The organism is Pseudomonas sp. MF6755, from assembly GCF_016405635.1.
GTDB lineage: Bacteria > Pseudomonadota > Gammaproteobacteria > Pseudomonadales > Pseudomonadaceae > Aquipseudomonas > Aquipseudomonas haemolytica.
The window spans coordinates 60,239-80,761 of sequence record NZ_JAEKDA010000018.1; the positions used below are offsets into that span (position 1 = coordinate 60,239).

Genomic DNA, 20,523 nt, shown 5'->3' on the forward strand with positions numbered 1-20,523 from the left:
ACCATGCTTTCCAACCCGAATACTGATCTGGTCTCGCGCTTTCTTCGCCTGCCTCTGGAACAACGCCAGCAGTTTTACCAACGCCTGCAAAGCCGTGGCATGAGCTTTGCGCAATTGCCGATCGTCTCGGTGCGCGAGGCCGGCCAGGCCACGCCGCTGTCCTATGCCCAGGAGCGCCAGTGGTTTCTCTGGCAACTGGACCCTGACAGTGCCGCTTATCATATTCCGGGCGTACTGCGCCTCACCGGCACTTTGGACAAGCAAGCGTTGCAGCGCAGTTTCGACAGCTTGCTGGCGCGCCATGAAAGCTTGCGCACGCGTCTGAATCTGGAGGGCGAAAGCCGTTCCCAAGTGGTGCTGGAACATACGCACATAGCGATGGCTGAGCGCGCAGTGAACGAAGCGCAGTTGCAGGCCAGCGTGCAGGCAGAAATTACGCGGCCATTCGACTTGCAGCACGGGCCTCTATTGCGGTTGAGCTTGCTGCATCTGGGCGAAGAGGAACATGTGCTGGTGCTGGTGCAACACCACATTGTCTCGGATGGCTGGTCAATGGGGATCATGGTGCAAGAGCTGATGCAGTTCTACGCTGCTTTCAGCCAAGGCCTTGAATGTCAGCTGGCGCCGTTGTCGATCCAGTATGCGGACTATGCTCTGTGGCAGCGCAGCTGGATGGAAGCCGGAGAGAAAGCGCGTCAGCTGGGTTATTGGTGCGAACAGTTGGGCGGCACGCAACCGGTATTGGAGTTGCCTTTGGACCATCCGCGCCCAGCCCGGCAGAGTTATCGGGGCGCGCGCCATGATGTCGCGCTGGAGCCGGCGCTGGCCGCCAGCCTCAGGGCCTTGGCGCAACGCGAGGGCGTGACCCTGTTCATGCTGTTGCTGGCCTCGTTCCAGACCCTGTTGTATCGCTACAGCGGCCAATCCGATATCCGCGTGGGCGTGCCGAACGCCAACCGAAACCGTGGCGAGACCGAGGGCCTGATCGGCTTCTTCGTCAATACCCAGGTGATCAAGGCTGATATCGATGGGCAAATGACATTCAGTCAGTTGCTGGCCCAGGTCAAACAGCGTTCGCTGGAGGCCCAGAACCACCAGGACCTGCCGTTCGAGCAACTGGTGGAGGCGCTGCAACCTGAACGCAGCCTGAGCCATAACCCGTTGTTCCAGGTGATGTTCAATCATCAGGTCCAAGCGCGAAAACCGGCTGGCAAACACCAATTGCCGGGCCTGGCAGTGCAGCCCCTTGCGTTTGAAGAGCAAAGCACCCAGTTCGACCTGAGCCTGGACACCGAGGAAACCGATCAAGGCCTCTGGGCTTCGTGGACGTACGCCACCGACCTGTTTGAAGCGGCCACCGTGGAGCGCATGGCGCAGCACTGGCAAACCCTGTTGCGCACGCTGGCCGATGGTGCGCAGTGGCGTATCGACCAAGTGGCGATGTTGGCCGGCCAAGAGCAGCGACAACTGCTGGATCACTGGAACAACAGTGCCGCTGCGTTTGAAAGCGCAAGCTGCGTTCATGGTCTGTTTGAAGCCCAGGCGCAGCAACGGCCGCACGCTGTTGCGTTGTGCCTTGACGGTCAGTCGCTCACGTATGCCGACCTGAATCACCAGGCCAACCGGCTGGCCCATTACCTGATCAGCCAGGGCACCGGCCCCGAGGTGATGATCGGCGTCGCGGTAGAGCGCTCGTTTGCCATGGTCATCAGCCTGTTGGCGGTCCTCAAGGCTGGTGGTGCGTATGTGCCGCTCGACCCGCAATACCCGCGCGAACGCCTGTTGCACATGTTGCAAGACAGTGACGTGCGTTTGGTGCTGTGCCAATCCACACAGCAACTGGCGTTGCCTGCTGGTGTGGCACGGTTGGATATAGATCGCGCCGAAGCGGCGTTGCAGCGCTGTGCGCAAGATGATCCACAGGTGACAGTGGCCCCGCAGAACCTCGCCTATGTGATCTACACCTCCGGTTCCACCGGCAAGCCCAAGGGTGTGGCGATCAATCATGCGGCGCTGACCGAGTTTTCCAGCATCGCCGCCGGTTATTCACGCCTGGTGCCTGATGATCGCGTGCTGCAATTCTCGACCCTGAACTTCGACGGCTTCGTCGAGCAGCTTTACCCGGCATTGACCCACGGTGCCACCGTGGTCTTACGCGGTGCCGAGTTGTGGGACAGCGCACGGCTATACGCTGAAATCATCGCCCAGCGCATTACCCTGGCCGACTTGCCGACCGCCTATTGGAACCTGTTCCTGTTGGACTGCCTGGCGGCGGGGCCGCGTTCGTACGGTGCGCTGCGTCAGGTTCATATCGGCGGTGAAGCGATGCCGCTGGACGGGCCGGCGCAATGGTTGAAAGCCGGCCTCGGCCATGTACGGTTGCTCAACACCTACGGCCCGACCGAAGCTACTGTGGTTTCGAGCGTGCTGGACTGCATGTCAGGCGATGACGGCGTTGGTGCCACCGCCAGTCCGATTGGCCGCGCACTGCCGGGCCGGGGGCTGTATGTGCTGGATCGCGACCTGAACCTGGCGCCATTGGGCGCGGTGGGCGAGTTGTATATCGGCAGTGAATGCGGCCTGGCCCGTGCTTATCTGAACCGTCCGGGGCTGACCGCTGACCGCTTTGTGCCGGCCCCATTGGGTGGCAGTGGCGAGCGCCTGTACCGCACCGGCGACCTTGCGCGCTACCGCGCCGATGGTGTTATCGAGTACGTCGGCCGAGTAGACCATCAGGTAAAAATTCGCGGTTTTCGCATTGAGCTGGGAGAAATCGAAGCGCTGTTGCTGGCCCAGGATGGCGTGCGTGAAGCCCTGGTTCTGGCGGCCGATAACCAACTGGTTGCCTATCTGGTGGCCGACCCGCAAGACGCCGACGCGCTTAAAAGCGTGCTACGCGAGCAACTGCCGGATTACATGGTGCCCGCGCATCTGATGTTCCTGGAACGCATGCCGCTCAACCCCAATGGAAAGCTCGACCGCCAAGCCCTGCCCAAACCCGATGCCAGCCAGTTGCAGCAGGCATGGGTCGCACCGGTGACCGCGCTTGAACAGCAGGTGGCGGCCGTGTGGGCCAAGGTCCTGGGGGCCGAGCGAGTAGGGTTGACCGACCATTTCTTTGAGATGGGTGGGCACTCGTTGCTGGCGATGCGAGTCATCTCGCAGTTGCGTCAGTTGCTTGGCCACGATGTGCCGCTGCGCAGCCTGTTCGAGCAGCCGCGTCTGCAAGGCTTTGTGGCCAGCGTGGTGGCTGACGCGGCGCACGCAGCGCCGTCGGCACCGCCGATGCGAGCGGTGAGTCGTGATCAGCCGTTGCGGTTGTCGTATGCCCAGGAACGCCAATGGTTCCTATGGCAACTGGACCCTGACAGCGCTGCTTACCATATCCCCAGCGCATTGCGCCTGCACGGCCCACTCGATATCGCTGCCTTGCAGCGCAGCTTCGACACCCTGGTGGCGCGGCATGAAAGTCTGCGCACGCATATACAGCAGACGGACGAGGGGGCCGTGCAAGTCATTCAAGCGTTCGCCCCGGTCTCTATCGTGTTTGCCGAGGTGGAAGAGGCCACTGTGCAAATGCGGGTCGAAGCCGAAATTGCAAAGCTGTTCAATCTGCAGCAGGGGCCGCTGTTGCGCGTGACCGTGCTGCGCCTGTCTGCGGATGAGCATGTACTGGTGCTGGTGCAGCACCACATCGTTTCCGATGGCGGGTCGATGCAGGTCATGGTCGATGAGTTGATGCAACTGTATGCGGCCTACAGCCAAGGCCAGGACGTGCAGCTACCGGGCATGCCGATCCAGTACGTCGACTATGCCTTGTGGCAGCGCGACTGGATGGAAGCGGGTGAGCAGCAGCGGCAACTGAGCTATTGGCGCGACCTGTTGGGCGGGGAGCAGCCGGTCCTCGAGCTGCCGTTCGATCACCAGCGGCCGGCTCAGCAGAGCCATCGTGGTGCGCGTCTGGAGGTGCTGTTGCCGGCCTCGCTCACTGCCGGCCTCAAAGACTTGGCCCAGGCTCAGGGCGTGACGATGTTTATGCTGCTGCTGGCGTCCTTCCAAGCCCTGTTGCACCGCTACAGCGGCCAGCAAGACGTGCGCGTCGGTGTGCCGATTGCCAATCGCAACCGGGCCGAGACCGAGCGCCTGATCGGCTTTTTCGTCAATACCCAAGTGCTCAAGGCCGACATTGACGGGCACACCACCGTGCGTGAGTTACTCGCCCAGGTCCGACAGCGCGCCTTGGAAGCCCAGGCCCATCAGGACCTGCCGTTCGAGCAACTGGTGGAGGCGCTGCAACCGGAGCGCAGCCTGAGCCTCAACCCGCTGTTCCAGGTGATGTTCAATTACCAGACCGACGGGCCCACCGTCGATGCGCCGACGCTTGCGCACCTGCGTTTCGAAAACATCAACTGGGAAACCCGCACGGCTCACTTTGATCTTGACCTGGATGCTCACGACAGTCGTGACGGGCTCTGGGCCTCCCTGGGCTACAGCACCGATCTGTTTGAAGCCGCCACCATCGAGCGCATGGCACGCCATTGGCAAAACCTGTTGCAGGCAATGGTTGCCGATCAGCAGCAAGGTATTGGCCAGTTGAACCTGCTCGACGTTGAAGAGCAGCAGCACATTCTGCAGCTTTGGAATCGCACGGACTCTGGCTTCTCGGCCCAGCGCCTGGTACACGAGTTGGTGGCCGACCGTGCCCGCGAGAATCCGGCAGCCATCGCGGTGAAATTTGACGCGCAAACCCTGACCTACGGCGAGCTCGACCGCCAGGCCAATCGCCTGGCCCATGCCTTGATCGCCCGTGGCATCGGCCCCGAAGTACGCGTGGCCATCGCCATGCCGCGCAGCGCCGACATCATGGTGGCGTTCCTTGCGGTGCTCAAGGCCGGTGGCGTCTACGTGCCGCTGGATATCGAATACCCGCGTGATCGCTTGCTGTACATGATGCAGGACAGCCGTGCACAGCTGCTGCTCACCCACACCCGTGCGTTAGCGCAGCTGCCGGTCCCCGACGGCATGCAGATGCTGACCATTGATCGTACCGAAACGTGGGCGGATTTCAGTGATGCAGCACCGAATGTCAGGCTCGAGGGTGACAACCTCGCCTACGTGATCTACACCTCTGGTTCCACCGGTATGCCCAAAGGTGTGGCGGTTGCCCATGGTCCATTGGTCGCACACATCATCGCTACCGGCGAACGCTATGAAACGTCGCCGAGCGATTGTGAATTGCACTTCATGTCGTTCGCCTTCGACGGCTCCCACGAAGGTTGGATGCACCCGCTGATCAATGGCGCGAGCGTGTTGATCCGTGATGACAGCCTGTGGTTGCCCGAATACACCTATGCGCAGATGCACCGCCATAACGTCACGATGGCTGTGTTTCCGCCGGTGTATCTGCAACAGTTGGCCGAGCATGCCGAGCGCGATGGTAACCCGCCTGCGGTGCGGGTCTACTGCTTTGGCGGTGATGCGGTGGCACAAGCCAGCTATGACCTGGCATGGCGCGCATTGAAGCCGACCTATCTGTTCAATGGTTACGGTCCTACCGAAACCGTTGTCACGCCGTTGCTGTGGAAAGCCCGCCGTGGCGATCCATGCGGCGCCGTCTACGCGCCCATTGGCACCTTGTTGGGCAACCGCAGCGGTTACGTGCTGGATGCTCAGCTCAACCTGCAACCCATTGGCGTCGCGGGCGAGTTGTACCTGGGCGGCGAGGGTGTGGCGCGTGGTTACCTGGAGCGTCCGGCACTCACCGCCGAACGCTTCGTGCCCGACCCCTTCGGTAAACCTGGCAGCCGCGTCTATCGCAGCGGCGACCTGACCCGTGGCCGCCCGGATGGCGTGGTGGATTACCTTGGCCGTGTCGATCACCAAGTTAAAATCCGCGGTTTCCGCATTGAGCTGGGGGAAATCGAAGCGCGCCTGCGCGAACAGGACAGCGTCGGTGAAACCGTGGTGGTCGCCCAGGAAGGGCCCAGCGGCAAGCAGCTGGTGGCCTATGTGGTGCCTGTATCCGCCCAGGTCAACGAGGTTGAATTTCGTGACGCCTTGCGTCGCGCACTGAAGGTGCGCCTGCCGGATTACATGGTGCCTGCGCACTTCATGTTCCTGGCGCAAATGCCGCTGACGCCCAACGGCAAGCTCGACCGCAAGGGCTTGCCGCAGCCGGATGCCAGCCAATTGCAGCAGGTGTATGTGGCCCCGCAAAATGCGCTGGAACAGCAGATTGCCAGCCTCTGGGCCGATGTATTGCGCCTGCCGCGTGTGGGCTTGAATGACAACTTCTTCGAGCTGGGGGGCGACTCGATCATTTCCATCCAGGTGGTCAGCCGCGCACGGCAGGCCGGTATTCGTTTCACCCCCAAGGATCTGTTCCAGCACCAGACGGTGCAGAGCCTGGCAACGGTCGCCCAGACCGGAGGGCAGGGGCTCATCATCGAGCAAGGGCTGGCCACCGGTGAAGCACTGCTGTTGCCGATTCATCAGTACTTTTTCCAGGAGGACATTGCCGAGCGTCACCACTGGAACCAGTCCGTGGTGCTGCGCCCGGGTGTGCAGCTGGATGTAGCTACATTGAACGCCGCCTTGTTGGCGTTGATTGAGCATCACGACGCATTGCGCTTGAGCTTCAGCTCGTCAGCGGGCAGTTGGAAGGCTGAGTATCGTGGTGTTGCGTCGCACGACAATCTGCTCTGGCACAGGCCTCTGGAGACTGTTAGCGCACTTGAGCCCCTAGGTCTGGAGGCACAGCGCAGCCTGGACCTGGCCGAGGGGCCGTTGATGCGTGCGGTGCTGGTTGAATTGCCGGATGCCTCTCAGCGGCTGCTGCTGGTGATCCACCACTTGGTGGTGGACGGCGTGTCGTGGCGCATTCTGCTGGAGGACCTGCAGACCGCCTACACCCAACTTCAAAGCGGGCAGGCCGTTGCATTGCCGGCCAAGACCAGTTCGACCCAAGCCTGGGCAAAACGCTTGCAGGCCCATGCGCAGAGCCCGGCTTTGCAGGAGGAACTGCGATTCTGGCAAACACAGTTGCAGGGCGCCGATGCCGGTTTGCCGTGCGATAACCCACAGGGTGGCCTGCATAACGCATTGGCAATTTCCGTCGCCACCCACCTCGACCAGTCCTTTACCCGTCGCCTGTTGCAAGAGGCACCAGCGGCGTATCGCACCCAGGTCAACGACCTGCTGTTGACCGCCTTGTCCCGTGTGATTACGCGCTGGACAGGTGGTGATTCACTGTTGGTCAAGCTGGAAGGGCATGGCCGTGAAGACCTGTTCGACGATGTGGACCTGACTCGCACTGTCGGCTGGTTCACCAGCATGTACCCACTGGCGCTGACGCCGGCGGCGACCCTGGCGGATTCGATCAAGGGCATCAAGGAGCAGTTACGCGCGGTGCCAGACAAAGGCATCGGTTTCGGCGCGCTGCGCTACCTGGGCGATGAGCATGCGCAGCAGGTGTTGAGCGGCCTCGCGCAGCCACGGATCACGTTCAACTATTTGGGCCAGTTTGACGGCACCTTCGAGGAGGATGAAGCGGCGGCCTTTTTTACCCCGACGGGCGAGGAGGCCGGGCCTGAGCAAAGCGAACAGGCCCAGTTGGGTAACTGGCTGGAGATCAACGGCCAGGTTTATGGCGGTGAACTGAACCTGAGTTGGAGCTTCAGCCGTGAAATGTTCAGTGAGGCCACGGTGCAGCGTCTGGCTGACGCGTATGCGCAGGAACTCAAACAACTGATCGAGCATTGCTGCCTGTCATCCCATCAGGGGGTGACGCCGTCCGACTTCCCGCTGGCCGCGCTTACCCAGGCGCAACTGGACGGGTTTGAGCTGGCGGGCGTCGAGGACGTGTATCCGTTGTCGCCCATGCAGCAAGGCATGTTGTTTCACGCGCTGTATGAACCGCAGGCGGGCGATTACGTCAACCAGATGCGCGTGGATGTAGAGGGCCTGGACGTTCCGCGTTTCCGCGATGCCTGGCAAGCGGCACTGGATAACCATGACATCCTGCGTACTGGCTTTATCTGGCATGGCGGCCTGGAGCATCCGTTGCAAGTGGTGCATCGCCACGTGCAGTTGCCGTTTATCGAAACCGAATGCCCTGAAGGCCCCGGGCAGCAACAGATGCTGGACCGTCTGGCCGACGCGCAGCGCGTGCAAGGGTTCAACCTGGAGAACCCGCCGTTGGTGCGTATCGCGCTGGCCCATACCGGGCCCCAGCGTTGTCAGCTGATCTACACCAGCCACCATATTCTGATGGATGGCTGGAGCAGTTCCCAATTGCTCGGTGAAGTGCTGGAACGTTACGCAGGCGTTGTTCCGCAAGCCCAGGTCACGCGTTACCGCGACTTTATCGAGTGGTTGCATGCCCAGGATAAAACCCTGCGCGAAGCCTTCTGGCAGACGCAACTGGCCAACCTGGATGAACCGACACGGCTGTTCCAGGCGCTGGCGCGCAATAAGGATCAAGCGGCGTCTGGTCTGGGTGAATATGCGCATGAGCTGGATGCAGCGCAGATGGCCAGGCTCAAGGCCTTTGCCCAGGGTCAGAAGATCACGCTCAACACCCTGGTGCAATCGGCCTGGCTACTGCTGCTGCAACGTTACACCGGGCAGGACACCGTCGCCTTCGGTGCCACCGTCTCGGGACGCCCCGCAGATCTGCGCGGCGTTGAGCAGCAGGTCGGGTTGTTCATCAATACCTTGCCGGTTGTGGCAACGCCTCGGCCCGATATGACGGCGGCGCACTGGATGCAGCAAATCCAGCAACAGAACCTGGCCTTGCGCGAGCACGAGCACACACCGCTGTTCGAGCTGCAACGCCTGGCCGGATTGGGCGGTGAGGCGTTGTTCGACACCATTCTGGTGTTTGAGAACTACCCGGTATCAGAGGTGCTGGAGCAGGGCGCCCCGTTGGGAGTTCGCTTCGGTGAGGTGAAGAGTCGCGAGCAGACGCACTATCCGTTGTCGATTGCCGTCGGTTCCGGTGAAACGCTGAGCCTGCACTACACCTATGACCTTGGCCAGGTTGAGGCCGCCACGGTCATGCGCCTGCACCAGCACTTGCTGCATCTGATCATGGCAATGGTTGCCAGGCCTCAGGACGCGCTGGCGCAATTGACGTTATTGACCGAACCGGAGCACCTGGCGCTGATGGCGCAAGGCAATGGCGTGCTCAATGACGCTCCACGCAGCCTTGTCCAGCACCAATTCGAACAGCAGGTACGGCGTACGCCGCAGGCAACAGCGGCGATCTTTGCCGATCAGCAATTGACCTATGACGCCTTGAACCGACGTGCCAACCGCCTGGCGCACGGGTTGATAAAGCAAGGCGTTGGCCCCGATTCGCTGGTGGGTATCGCACTGGAGCGCTCCTTCGACATGCTCGCGGGTTTGCTGGCGATCCTCAAAGCCGGCGGTGCCTACGTACCGCTTGACGTGGACTATCCGCAAGAGCGCCTGGCCTACATGCTCAAGGACAGTGGCGTAAAATGGCTGCTGACTCAGTCGCATCTGGACTTGCCACCGGCCGAGGGCGTGCAGTGCCTGAGCCTGGAAGGTGATCAAGCCTGGTTGAATGACAGCGACGAAACAGATCCACAGGTGGCGGTGAGCGGCCAGAACCTGATGTATGTGATTTACACCTCAGGCACCACTGGCAACCCCAAAGGCGTGGGTGTGACTCACCAAGCGTTGGCACAACGCCTGGCGTGGATGCAGGAAACCTACGACTTGCAGGCCGACGATGTGCTGCTGCAAAAGGCACCGATGAGTTTTGACGTATCGGTGTGGGAGTGTTTCTGGCCATTGATCAGCGGCAGCCGCCTGGTCATAGCGGCGCCGGGCGAACACCGAGACCCGGTGCGCCTGATGGAGTTGATCCAGGCATTCGGCGTGACCACGTTGCACTTCGTCCCCTCATTGCTGCAATTGTTCATGGATACGCCGGGTGTTGCGCAATGTACGCGTGTGCGCCGATTGTTCTCAGGCGGTGAAGCGCTGAGTGCGGACCTGCGCAACCAGATCCTGCGGACCCTTCCGGCCGTGGTGCTGCACAACCGTTACGGCCCGACGGAAACGACGATCAATGCAACCTGGTGGCCATGCTCCCTGGAAGATGGCGCGCGTTCGCCGATTGGCCGGCCGTTGGGCAATGTGGTCTGCCGGGTGTTGGACGGTGACCTGAACCCGGTGCCTGTCGGCGTTGCCGCAGAGCTGTGCGTCGGCGGAGAAGGCTTGGCGCGCGGTTATCTCGGGCGACCGGGGTTGTCGGCCGAGCGCTTTATCGCCGACCCATTCGGCAGCGCGGGAGCGCGCTTGTACCGCACCGGCGACCGCGTGCGCTGGGGCGATGATGGCGCCTTGGAGTACCTGGGCCGCCTGGATCAGCAGATCAAGATTCGCGGCTTCCGTGTTGAGCTGGAGGAAATCTGCGCGTTGCTGCTGCTCCAGGCGCAAGTGGCGCAGGCCGAAGTGATTCTGCGCCCGGGCAGCGGCGGCGGCCAGTTGATTGGCTACTACGTTGCCCAGCCGTCCGCTCCGGACGAGGCCGAGCACAGCCAGGCGTTGCGCGATACCCTGCAGGCACAACTGCCGGACTACATGGTGCCCAAGTACTTTGTGCGCCTGCCCGGCATGCCGCTCAGCCCCAGTGGAAAGCTGGATCGCAAAGCGTTGCCGGAGCCTGGCAACCACGTCTCGCAAAGCGAGTATGTGGCACCTCAAAGCGACCTTGAGAAGCAGTTGGCGGCGATCTGGCAGGACGTGCTGGACGTCGAGCAAGTGGGGCTCAATGACAATTTCTTCGAGCTGGGCGGGCATTCGCTATTGGTGATCAATGTGATGTCGCGCATTCAGTTGGAGTTGGGGGTGAAGATCAGCGTGCATGAGCTGTTCCAGCATGCCCAGTTCAAGCAGCTGGCAGACCTCCTGCAGGGGCAGGGCAGCGGTGTCAGCACAGAAAAACTGTCGTTCCTGGATTCGCTCCTCGACGAAATGGAGGAGGTGTAATGGATAGCCAGATGGCCCAGAAAATCATGAAGCGCTTTATCGGGCTGGGGCTTGAACAGCGCAAGGTCTATCTGCAGAGGATGCTGCAGGAGGGCGTGTCGCCAGCGAACCTGCCTATCCCGCAAGTGCGGCTTGAGGCCGCTGCCTTGCCGCTTTCGTATGCCCAGGAGCGTCAGTGGTTTCTCTGGCAGTTGGACCCGCAGAGCGCGGCTTATCATATTCCCAGCGCCTTGCGACTCAAGGGCCGCCTGGATATTGCCGCGTTACGGGAGAGCTTTGAATACCTGATCGGGCGCCACGAAAGCCTGCGCACGCGGTTCCGTCGGGTCGGTGAGATCACGCAGCAGCAGGTGCTACCCGGACTTCCTGTGGTACTGGAACCTGAGGACATTGATGAAGACCGCCTGAAGGCGCGTGTCGAACAGGAAATTGCGCGGCCCTTCGACCTGGAGCAAGGCCCGCTGTTACGCATCACTTTGCTGCGCCTGGCAGAGGAGGATCACGTGCTGGTGCTGGTGCAGCACCACATCATCTCTGACGGCGGGTCGATGCACGTCATGGTGCAAGAAGTGGTACAGGCGTATACCGCCCTCAGCCTCGGGCAGGGGATTGACTTGCCGGCCTTGCCGATCCAGTACGCGGACTACGCCATATGGCAACGCAGTTGGATGGAAGCCGGGGAGAAGGAACGCCAACTGGAATACTGGTGCAACCTGCTCGCGGGTGAACAACCGGTGCTGGAGTTGCCGTTGGATCGCCCGCGTCCGGCAGTACAGAGTTATCGTGGAGCGTCCCTGGACCTGATGCTGGATGACCAACTGGCTACTGATGTCAGGGCCTTGGCCCAGCGCGAAGGGGCGACCAGTTTCATGTTGCTGCTGGCCTCCTTTCAGGCGTTGCTGTATCGCTATAGCGGGCAGCAGGATATCCGTGTCGGTGTGCCGACCGCGAACCGCAATCGGGTGGAGACGCAGCGTCTGATCGGGTTCTTCGTCAATACTCAGGTGATGAAGGCCGATGTGGACGAACACACCACGGTTCTGACGCTGTTGCACCAGGCCCGTCAGCGCGTATTGGAGGCCCAGGCGCACCAGGATTTGCCCTTCGAACAATTGGTTGAAGCGCTCCGTCCGGAACGCAGCTTGAGTTACAGCCCGTTGTTCCAGGTCATGTTCAATCATCAGAATCGTGGTGCCGGCAGCGCCAGCGTGGCGCAGGCCTCCAGTCTCGTGCTGGAAGGGCTGGATTGGGAGAGCCGCACGGCGCAGTTCGACCTCAGCTTGAACGTCTCCGAGGAGGGTTCGAGTATCCAGGCTTCATTTGGTTACGCGACCGACCTGTTCGACGCGACCACCATCGAACGCATGGCGCATCACTGGCAGCGCCTGTTGAAGGCAATGATTGCAACGCCGCAGGCTTCAATCCACTCGCTGGCACTGTTGGATGCCCAAGAGCGTCGGCAGATCGTCGATGACTGGAATGCCACCGCCACCGATTATTCTCTTGAGCAGGCGGTGCATCATTGCTTTGAAGAGCACGCCGAGCGTACCCCCAACCGGCCCGCCCTGGTGTTTGGTACAGAGCAATTGACCTACGCGGCCCTGAACCAGCGCGCAAACCGCCTGGCCCATGCCTTGATCGCCCGTGGTGTCGGCCCCGACAGCCTGGTGGGCGTGGCGATGGAGCGCTCGGTGGAGATGGTCGTCGCCTTGATGGCGATCCTCAAGGCCGGGGGAGCCTATGTTCCTGTGGACCCGGAGTATCCCCAGGAGCGTCAGGCCTACATGCTTGAGGACAGTGCGGTAGAGCTGCTGTTGAGCCAGTCACACGTGAGCCTGCCGCCGGTTGGCAATGTGCTGCGTATTGACCTGGATTGCGATGACGCCTGGCTCAAAACCTACAGCGAGGCGAACCCCGGCGTGGCGATCAACGGCGAGAACCTTGCCTATGTGATCTACACCTCCGGTTCGACCGGCAAGCCCAAAGGCGCGGGGAACAGTTACTCGGCCCTGAAGAATCGCCTGTGCTGGATGCAACACGCCTATGCATTGGGCGCCAGTGATACGGTGCTGCAGAAGACACCGTTCAGCTTTGATGTGTCGGTGTGGGAATTCTTCTGGCCCTTGCTCAGCGGCGCCCGGCTGGTGGTGGCGGCGCCCGGCGATCATCGCGATCCGACCAAGCTGGTCGAGCTGATCATGCGCGAAGGTGTCACGACGCTGCACTTTGTACCGTCGATGCTGCAAGCCTTCTTGCAGGACGGCCAAGTGGGGGCTTGTACCAGTGTGGAGCGCATCATCTGCAGTGGTGAAGCGCTCCCCGTCGATGCGCAGCAACAGGTCTTTGCGAAGTTACCGCAGGCCAGCTTGTACAACCTCTACGGCCCCACGGAAGCAGCCATCGACGTGACCCACTGGACCTGTGTCGATGAGGGCAAGGATGCCGTGCCCATTGGCAAACCCATCGCGAACCTGGCTTGCCATATCCTGGACGCTAACCTGGAGCCTGTGCCAATCGGGGTACTGGGCGAGTTATACCTGGCGGGCAAGGGGCTGGCGCGCGGGTACCACCGCCGGCCAGTGTTGACCGCCGAGCGTTTTGTCGCGAGCCCTTTCGGGGCCGGGCAACGGATGTACCGTACCGGCGACCTGGCGCGTTATCGCCCTGATGGGGTGATCGAGTACGCCGGGCGTATCGATCATCAAGTCAAACTGCGTGGCCTGCGTATCGAGTTGGGTGAAATCGAGGCGCGCCTGCTGGAACATCAAACGGTGCGTGAAGCGGCAGTCGTGGCGCTGGATGGCACTCAACTGGTCGGCTATGTGGTGCTTGAAGAGGCTGGGCCACAGTGGCGTGAAGGCCTTGCCGCGCATTTATCCATACACCTGCCGAGCTTTATGGTGCCGGCCCAATGGGTGCTGCTGGAGAACATGCCGCTCAGCCCCAACGGCAAACTGGAGCGCAAGGCGCTACCGCGGCCTGAAGCGGGTACAGGGCAACGCGACTATGCGCCACCGCTCACTGCGTTGGAACAGCAGGTCGCGCAGGTCTGGCAGCAAGTGCTGGGTGTTGAGCGCGTCGGTCTTGACGATAATTTCTTCGAGCTGGGCGGGCATTCGCTGCTGCTGCTGGTGGTGAAGGAGCGCTTGGCTGTTCACTGCGGGCTGGTACTCACGGTCAACCAACTGATGACCCGGCCCACCGTCAGGGCGCTGGCAAGCGATACACCGGATGAACGCCAGCACTCGCTGATCGTTGATCTGAACGGCCACCAGGCTGACCCGTCATTGTTCCTGTTTCATCCAAGCTTCGGTTCGGCGCACTGCTATAAAGCCATTGGTATGGCGTTGCGTGTGGACATGCCGGTACGCGGCATCATTTGCCGTGCACTGATCGACCCGCAGAGCGAGGTGCCGGCTTGGGATGCGATGGTCGACGAGTATGCCCGGCAGATCCAGGCTGTTCAGCCGCAGGGGCCGTATTACCTTGGAGGGTGGTCACTGGGGGGTAATCTGGCGTTGCAGGTGGCGGCGTTTCTGGAAGAGCAGGGCGCCGAAGTCGCGTTCGTGGGCTGTATCGACGCGCCGCCACCGTTGCGCGTCAAGGCGTTCTGGGACAGGGAAAAACCCTCGATCCCCGCTGCCGAGTTATTGGCAACCAGCGATACGTTCCTGGAGCGGCGCGTGGAACTGCTGGCGGTGATGTTCCCTGATGCTGCGCAGGCCATTACACACGCCTGGCAGGATATCGAACACGCCGGCGTCGCTGCTGATCAACAATGGGCAGTGTTCTGTGACTGGGCAGATTCGTCCCTGGGCGAAACGTTCACCCGTCTGCGCAGTGAGTTGCAACAGGGTGGGGAGCTGGATGTTTCGTGGGCGTTGAAACTTACGCTGGATGAGCGCTTGAAAGAGGCCGACTACGTGCGCATTGCCGCACCGGTGAGCTGTTGGTGGGCCGCTCAAAGCAAGTCTGAAGTGGACCGCCAGGTGATCAGTACGGCGCTTGAGGAGGGCATTGGCCATGGTGTTCAGGCTTCGGTGGTGATCGATACGACCCATGACAAGATCGTCCACAACCCTGAGTTCATTGCCTCGTTCGTATCCGCAGTCAAGCGCGCCAGACGTTAGTTTGCGGCGGGTTTTTCCCCTCGAACACCGGCCCCGCGCCGGTGTTTTTATTGAGCGTGCGGGCAGTGGCCAGAGTGTCCGGGCCCAAACAAAACCCCCGCCGAATGGCGGGGGCTGGGTTGTTCAGGCGGTACCTGCCGGGGTCAGAAGTCCACGCGTGTGGTCAGCATGACGTTGCGTGGGTCGCCGTAATAGCCCGTGTTGAAGAAGCCGATGTTGGTGAGGTAATACTTGTCGAACAGGTTGTTGACGTTCAGTGTCGTAGAGACGTTGTCGGTGAACTGGTATTTGGCCATGGCGTCGACCACCCAGTAGGCTTCCTGGCGAACGTCTTCGGATTGGAATTTCGCGCTGTTGTAGACCGATTGCCAGGTTTTACCCTGCCAGCGAGCGCCGCCGCCGATGGTCAAGCGGTCCAGCGGCCCTGTGAGCTTGTACGTGGTGAAGAAGCTGATCTGATCCTGGGGCTCCAGGGTTGAGGCTTTATTACCGTGCTCGTCGCGGATGACTTTGTGGGTATAGCCCGCCTGGGCTTGCCAGCCAGGTGCCAGCTCACCGGACAACTCGGCTTCAAAGCCTTTGGTCTTGGCTTTGATGCCCCTGGAGGCGTCCTTGATCGCTGGGTTGGTCGGGTTGGCGTTGTATTCGGCGTCAGATTCCGCACGGTTGGACTCATGCACTTCGAAATAGGCCAGGCTGGTGTTCAGCCCACCGTTGAAGAACTCGCCTTTCACACCCAGTTCGTAGTTCTTGCCTTCGTCTGGTTCCAGCACCTTGTTGTTCCGGTCGCGTGCCGTCTGCGGGTAGAAGATTTCGGTGTAGTTGGCGTAAGCGGTGAAGTTGTCGTTGAGGTCGTAAGTGGTGCCGACGTAGGGAATCAGTTTGCCGGTTTCCGTGCTGTCGCTGGTGCCTGTCAGCCAATAGTTGGCCACACGACTGCCGAGAATGACTTTCAAATCATCCGTGAGGTTCAAGCGTGCAGTCGCGTAGCCTGCAGTTTGCCGGGTGGTTTCATCGAATCTGTCGGTCACCGCGCCCCAGTCCGGTTTCGGGAAGTCACCGTCGAAGTTCCAGAAATCGACGATGCGACCATTGGCGTGAATGGGGGCGGCGTAATTTTTACCTTTCCAGTGGGAGTTCGACGCAGAAACGCCCACCACCAGCTCGTGTTCACGCCCGCCCAGGCTGAACGGGCCGCTGGCGTAGATATCGCCGGAGTCGGCGCGGGTATCGCCGGTGAATTTGTTTGCATAGAGTGTCGACAGGCCGGTCGCAGGGAAAGGGCCCGCCTGGATCGACCCCATCTGTGCGTCATAACCGCTGAATTGATGGGTGTATTGGCCCTTCACCACCCAGTCGTTGGCGAATTGGTGCTCCAGCGTGGCGAATGCACTTTGGGTGAACTGCTGCCAGCTGCTCCACTTGGCGGCGCTGTTAAACGAGCGCTTTACGTCGATGCGGTTACCGCTGCGGTCAAACAAAGGACGGCTACCCGCCCAGCCTGCGCCGGAGGGGTCGCTGTTCTGGTAATCGAAACCGACAGTCAGCAGGGTATCTTCGCTGAGGTCGGCTTCAATCGTGCCGAAATACACGTTGGTCTTGCGTTCATAGTGGTCCAGGAACGAGTGCTTGTCCTGGTACGCGGCCACCGCACGACCGCGGATGTTGCCGCTTTCCGTGAGTGGGCCACTGACGTCCACCTGGGAGCGGTAGTTATCCCAGCTGCCCGCACCCAAATCGAGACTCGCCTTGAAGTCCTTGGTTGGCTTTTTACGGATCAGGTTGAGCGTTGCCCCAGGGGCCCCGGCGCCCGACAACAAGCCATTGGCACCCTTGAGTACTTCAACGCGGTCATAGATCGCCATGTCAGTGAGCGTCTGGCCCGACGAATAAGCTGCGTTACGCAGGGTAGGGATGCCGTCATATTGAAAGTTCTCGATCGAGAATCCACGTGCGAAGTATTGCGTCCGCTCGCTGTCCAGTCTCGATACGGTGACGCCTGGCGTATGGCGCATCACATCATCGATAGAGGTAAGCGCAAAATCATCCATGTGCTGGCGGGTGATCACGCTGATCGACTGAGGTGTTTCACGCGGGGTCAGCACCATCCGCGTGGCGGTGGCGATGGTGCCCGGTGTATAGGAGCCTGAATCTTCAGTCACCGTACCCAGCTGGTTAGTAGTGACCTGGGTCGCACCCAGTTCCAGCGTCGAAGATTCACCGGCAGTGGCTGCAATGGTAATGGTGGTGCCCTGCAGGCCGTAAGTGACGCCGGTGTTCTGGAGCAGAGCGGCGATAGCCCGGGTTGGTGCCAACTTGCCCTTTACGGCATTGCTGTTCTTGCCTTGCACATCCGTCGGGCTATAGAGCACCTGCAAATTGGTCTGGCGACCAAACTCCTGCAGCGCCGCCCCCAGCGGCTGGGCAGGAATGTTGACGTCGATCTCCTGGGCTTGTACATAACCGGCGATGGGCAGCGAGACCGCAACAGCAAGCGCGCACGGTTTCAAGTTAAAGCTCATGGCCCGCCGCATGGACAGCGCTTTGCTCAGGGGGCTGAGACCGAGTCGTACGGACATGAATGCGTTCTCTCCACTATTTTTGGTTGGCAGATTATAGGTATTTATTGGGTTTGGTTCTCATTAACTCCTGTGAGACGTTTCTTCTGCGCAAAACCGGAAAAAATTCAAGCAGGCTCCATTTCGTGGACTACCTTGCCCGCACGCAGACGCACCAGTTTGTCAGCGATATCGAAATAGCGGTCGTCGTGGCTGATGACGATGATGGTCTTGCCCAAGCGCTTGAGATCCGGCAACAACTCCGTATAGAAGATCCTGCGGAAAGCCGGATCCTGGTCCGCAGCCCATTCGTCGAACACCAGCACCGGGCGCTCCTCCAGCCAGGCATTGACCAGGGCGAGACGCTTGCGCTGCCCGGTGGACAGGTCGGTGGTGCTGAATGAGCCATCCTTGATGGTGACTTTGTGCGCAATTTCCAGGCGTTCCAGGTATTGGGCCGCACTGTCCATCGATTGTTGACCGCCGCCCTGGACCAGGTCGTCAAACAGGTAGTAGTCGGCGAATACGGTTGTGAACAACTGGCGGTAATCATCGCGGGTAGGGGCAATCACGGCTTCGCCGTTGAGGTGGATCTCACCGGACTGCGGCTGATAAAGGCCCAGCAGCAGCTTGATCAGCGTAGTTTTGCCGCAGCCGTTCTCGCCGACGATAAACACGATATCGCCTTGCTTGATGGTCAGGTTGACAGGCCCCAGGTGGAACGGCTCGCTGCCTTCCACCGGTGGAGGGCTGTAGCTCACGTCGCGCAATTCCAGGCTGTGTACCACTGGTTCTGGGGCTTCGCTGTCTTCGAGTAGCAAGTGCGGCTCGGGGGACGAGAAGCGGTCGGACAGTTCGGCGATGCGCGAAAACGCGATCTGCGCGCGACTGACGATCGGCAGCGCGGTGACCACATGCTCAAGCGGCCCCTTCATATACAGCAGCACCAGCACAAAACCGGTGATCACGGCTGGGTCGGGGTTCGGGTTATAGGCCTGGAAAGCCAGCGCCAAGCCGATGACCACGAAGAACAGCATGGAGCCGAAGGTCTTGGCGACAATGAAGATGTTCACCGAGCGAACCTGGATATCGCTGATGCGATCAGCAGTGGCCTGGATTCGATGGGTATTCATCCGGTAGCGGCGAGGCCTGTGCATGCGCAACTCCTTTGCGCCAGAGGCAATTGCGGTGTAGTAGCGTTGCAGCTCATCTTCCTGGTCGCGAGCCGCTTCAAACCCCTTGATCCCTGCAGAGCGCGCGACGTACTGCACAGACGTGCCGATCAGAATCGCCACGACCATCATCAGGAACATCGGTACCGACAGGTACGCCAGGTATCCCAGGCAGCCCAGGGTGACAGTGCTGGCGATGGCCAATGGGGTGAAAGAAAAGGAGAAATCACTGATGGTGTCGACGTCGTGAGTCAACACCGGGATCAGTTTGTGGGTACGGTAGCGTTCGATTTGCTCGATGGGCGCTGACAGCACCTTCTCTCCCAGATCCTTACGCAGTGCGGCGATGATGCGCTGGCCAACGTAGTTGGTACCGATATCCGACACGATCGAGCTGATCAGGGCGAGTACGCACAGCGCAGCAAAGGTCAGGATCACACCGTGCGTCATGCCGCCCTCCGAATGCAGGGCATTGTTGATGGTCGCCAGCAGCAAGGTGATGGCCAGGCCGCCGGCCATGCCCAAGGCAATGGAGACCGTCACAATGGTGCGAAAGGGCCTGAGCAATGCGAGCAAACCTTTGAAGGCGCCGCGCTTGGGGTCGGTCATAAATACTTCCCGGAAAGTGAAAAAGAGGGGGCTGGGCACACAGACCCTTACCCATGACAAACGAAGCGCCGGCGTGACTATTTAGCTCGGCGTGCCGGGCGGTGGCAGTGACCGATAAATTGCCCGGGGCCTGGTTCGTTCTTGTTCTGTAGGCGCAGGTGTATTGACGCCGTGCGTGGCCCTTTCAGCGAGAGCAAAACAAATGACGAAAAAGAACCTGGTGTATGTCTGGTCCCTGAGAAATGCCGCCGCCGACAAGGCCGGGCAGCCGGTGGCCTACAAGGACCACGAGCGCTACATGAAGTCGGTGCTGGAGTTTGTGGTGGGCTCGCTCAATGACACGCCGTTGGGCGAGGCTTACAACCTGGTGGGTGTGGTGTATGACGATGATGAGCAAAACCCACGGGACCAGCAGTTGGTGGCGGACTATGGCTTTGCCTGCAAGCCGGGTCGCCAGTGGCTGTACCCGGCGGATTTGCGTGTACAGGGCAAGTTGGTCAACGACCTGCTGCTGAGCGTCCCGTCCACCTATCGTCGCCTGCTACGGGGCAGCGCTGAACATGTTGCCGGCAAGCAGGATTTCGAACGACGCCTGCATGACACTCTGGTAGAGCTGAAGGCCGATATCGTGGTGCTGGATGGCCTGCTGGTGATCCTCGACGAGCTGGTCCGCCCGGGCGCGCCGTTTGCCCGCCGCATCATGAACATCCACCCAGGCATCACTCGCATCGAATCGCCTTACGAGCGCCGCGGTGCCTACGCCACCTGGAATGCGTTGTACGGTGCGCGTGGGCAGGCTGTTATCGATTGGGCTACCAGGCAGACGCAACCGTGCGAACCGCTGTACCTGACCGGTGCGTCGTTCCATTACGTGGATAACGGTATCGACTCCGGTGAAGTGTTCCACGACGTGCTCAAGACAGAGATTTCACCCGAGGACACCATCCTCGAGCTGCGCTGGAACAACTTCAATAACAGTCTGTTCCCGGCGTTGCACGAAGGCTTGGAGCTGTTGGCCAAACAAGGCTGAAA

The 20,523-nt window shown here is 60.7% G+C and carries 5 protein-coding genes; 3 read left to right on the plus strand and 2 right to left on the minus strand.

The features are described 5' to 3' along the window. Window positions 1-3 precede the first annotated feature (3 nt). Together JFT66_RS23040 and JFT66_RS23045 are read left to right on the plus strand one after the other, a co-directional pair. A complete protein-coding gene (locus tag JFT66_RS23040; protein ID WP_198860234.1) occupies window positions 4-11,022 on the plus strand; it encodes a non-ribosomal peptide synthase/polyketide synthase in 11,019 nt (3,672 codons plus the stop codon). Next, window positions 11,022-15,152, plus strand: a complete 4,131-nt coding sequence (locus tag JFT66_RS23045; RefSeq protein ID WP_198860235.1) for an amino acid adenylation domain-containing protein — start codon at window positions 11,022-11,024, stop codon at window positions 15,150-15,152. Before JFT66_RS23040 ends, JFT66_RS23045 begins: the two co-directional genes overlap by 1 nt. 143 nt (window positions 15,153-15,295) lie before the next feature. Here the strand turns inward: JFT66_RS23045 and JFT66_RS23050 are convergent, their stop codons facing one another. Together JFT66_RS23050 and JFT66_RS23055 are read right to left on the minus strand one after the other, a co-directional pair. Continuing rightward, complete coding sequence (locus JFT66_RS23050) at window positions 15,296-17,731, minus strand: TonB-dependent siderophore receptor (protein WP_198860236.1); 2,436 nt, start codon at window positions 17,729-17,731, stop codon at window positions 15,296-15,298. A gap of 107 nt (window positions 17,732-17,838) precedes the next feature. Beyond that, window positions 17,839-19,491 (minus strand): cyclic peptide export ABC transporter, encoded by a 1,653-nt coding sequence (locus JFT66_RS23055; protein WP_198860237.1) that lies wholly within the window; start codon window positions 19,489-19,491, stop codon window positions 17,839-17,841. Window positions 19,492-19,693: 202 nt separating this feature from the next. On the opposite strand from JFT66_RS23055, the gene JFT66_RS23060 reads away from it, so the two are divergent. Further along, window positions 19,694-20,521, plus strand: coding sequence for a formyltransferase family protein (locus JFT66_RS23060; RefSeq protein WP_198860238.1), 828 nt, complete (start codon window positions 19,694-19,696; stop codon window positions 20,519-20,521). The last annotated feature ends 2 nt before the right edge of the window (window positions 20,522-20,523 follow it).

Bases quoted from the DNA above. Each gene is read 5' to 3' on its own strand.
- JFT66_RS23040 (WP_198860234.1), top strand. From the start codon at position 4: ATGCTTTCCAACCCGAATACTGATCTGGTCTCGCGCTTTCTTCGCCTG.
- JFT66_RS23045 (WP_198860235.1), top strand. From the start codon at position 11,022: ATGGATAGCCAGATGGCCCAGAAAATCATGAAGCGCTTTATCGGGCTG.
- JFT66_RS23050 (WP_198860236.1), bottom strand. From the start codon at position 17,731: ATGTCCGTACGACTCGGTCTCAGCCCCCTGAGCAAAGCGCTGTCCATG.
- JFT66_RS23055 (WP_198860237.1), bottom strand. From the start codon at position 19,491: ATGACCGACCCCAAGCGCGGCGCCTTCAAAGGTTTGCTCGCATTGCTC.
- JFT66_RS23060 (WP_198860238.1), top strand. From the start codon at position 19,694: ATGACGAAAAAGAACCTGGTGTATGTCTGGTCCCTGAGAAATGCCGCC.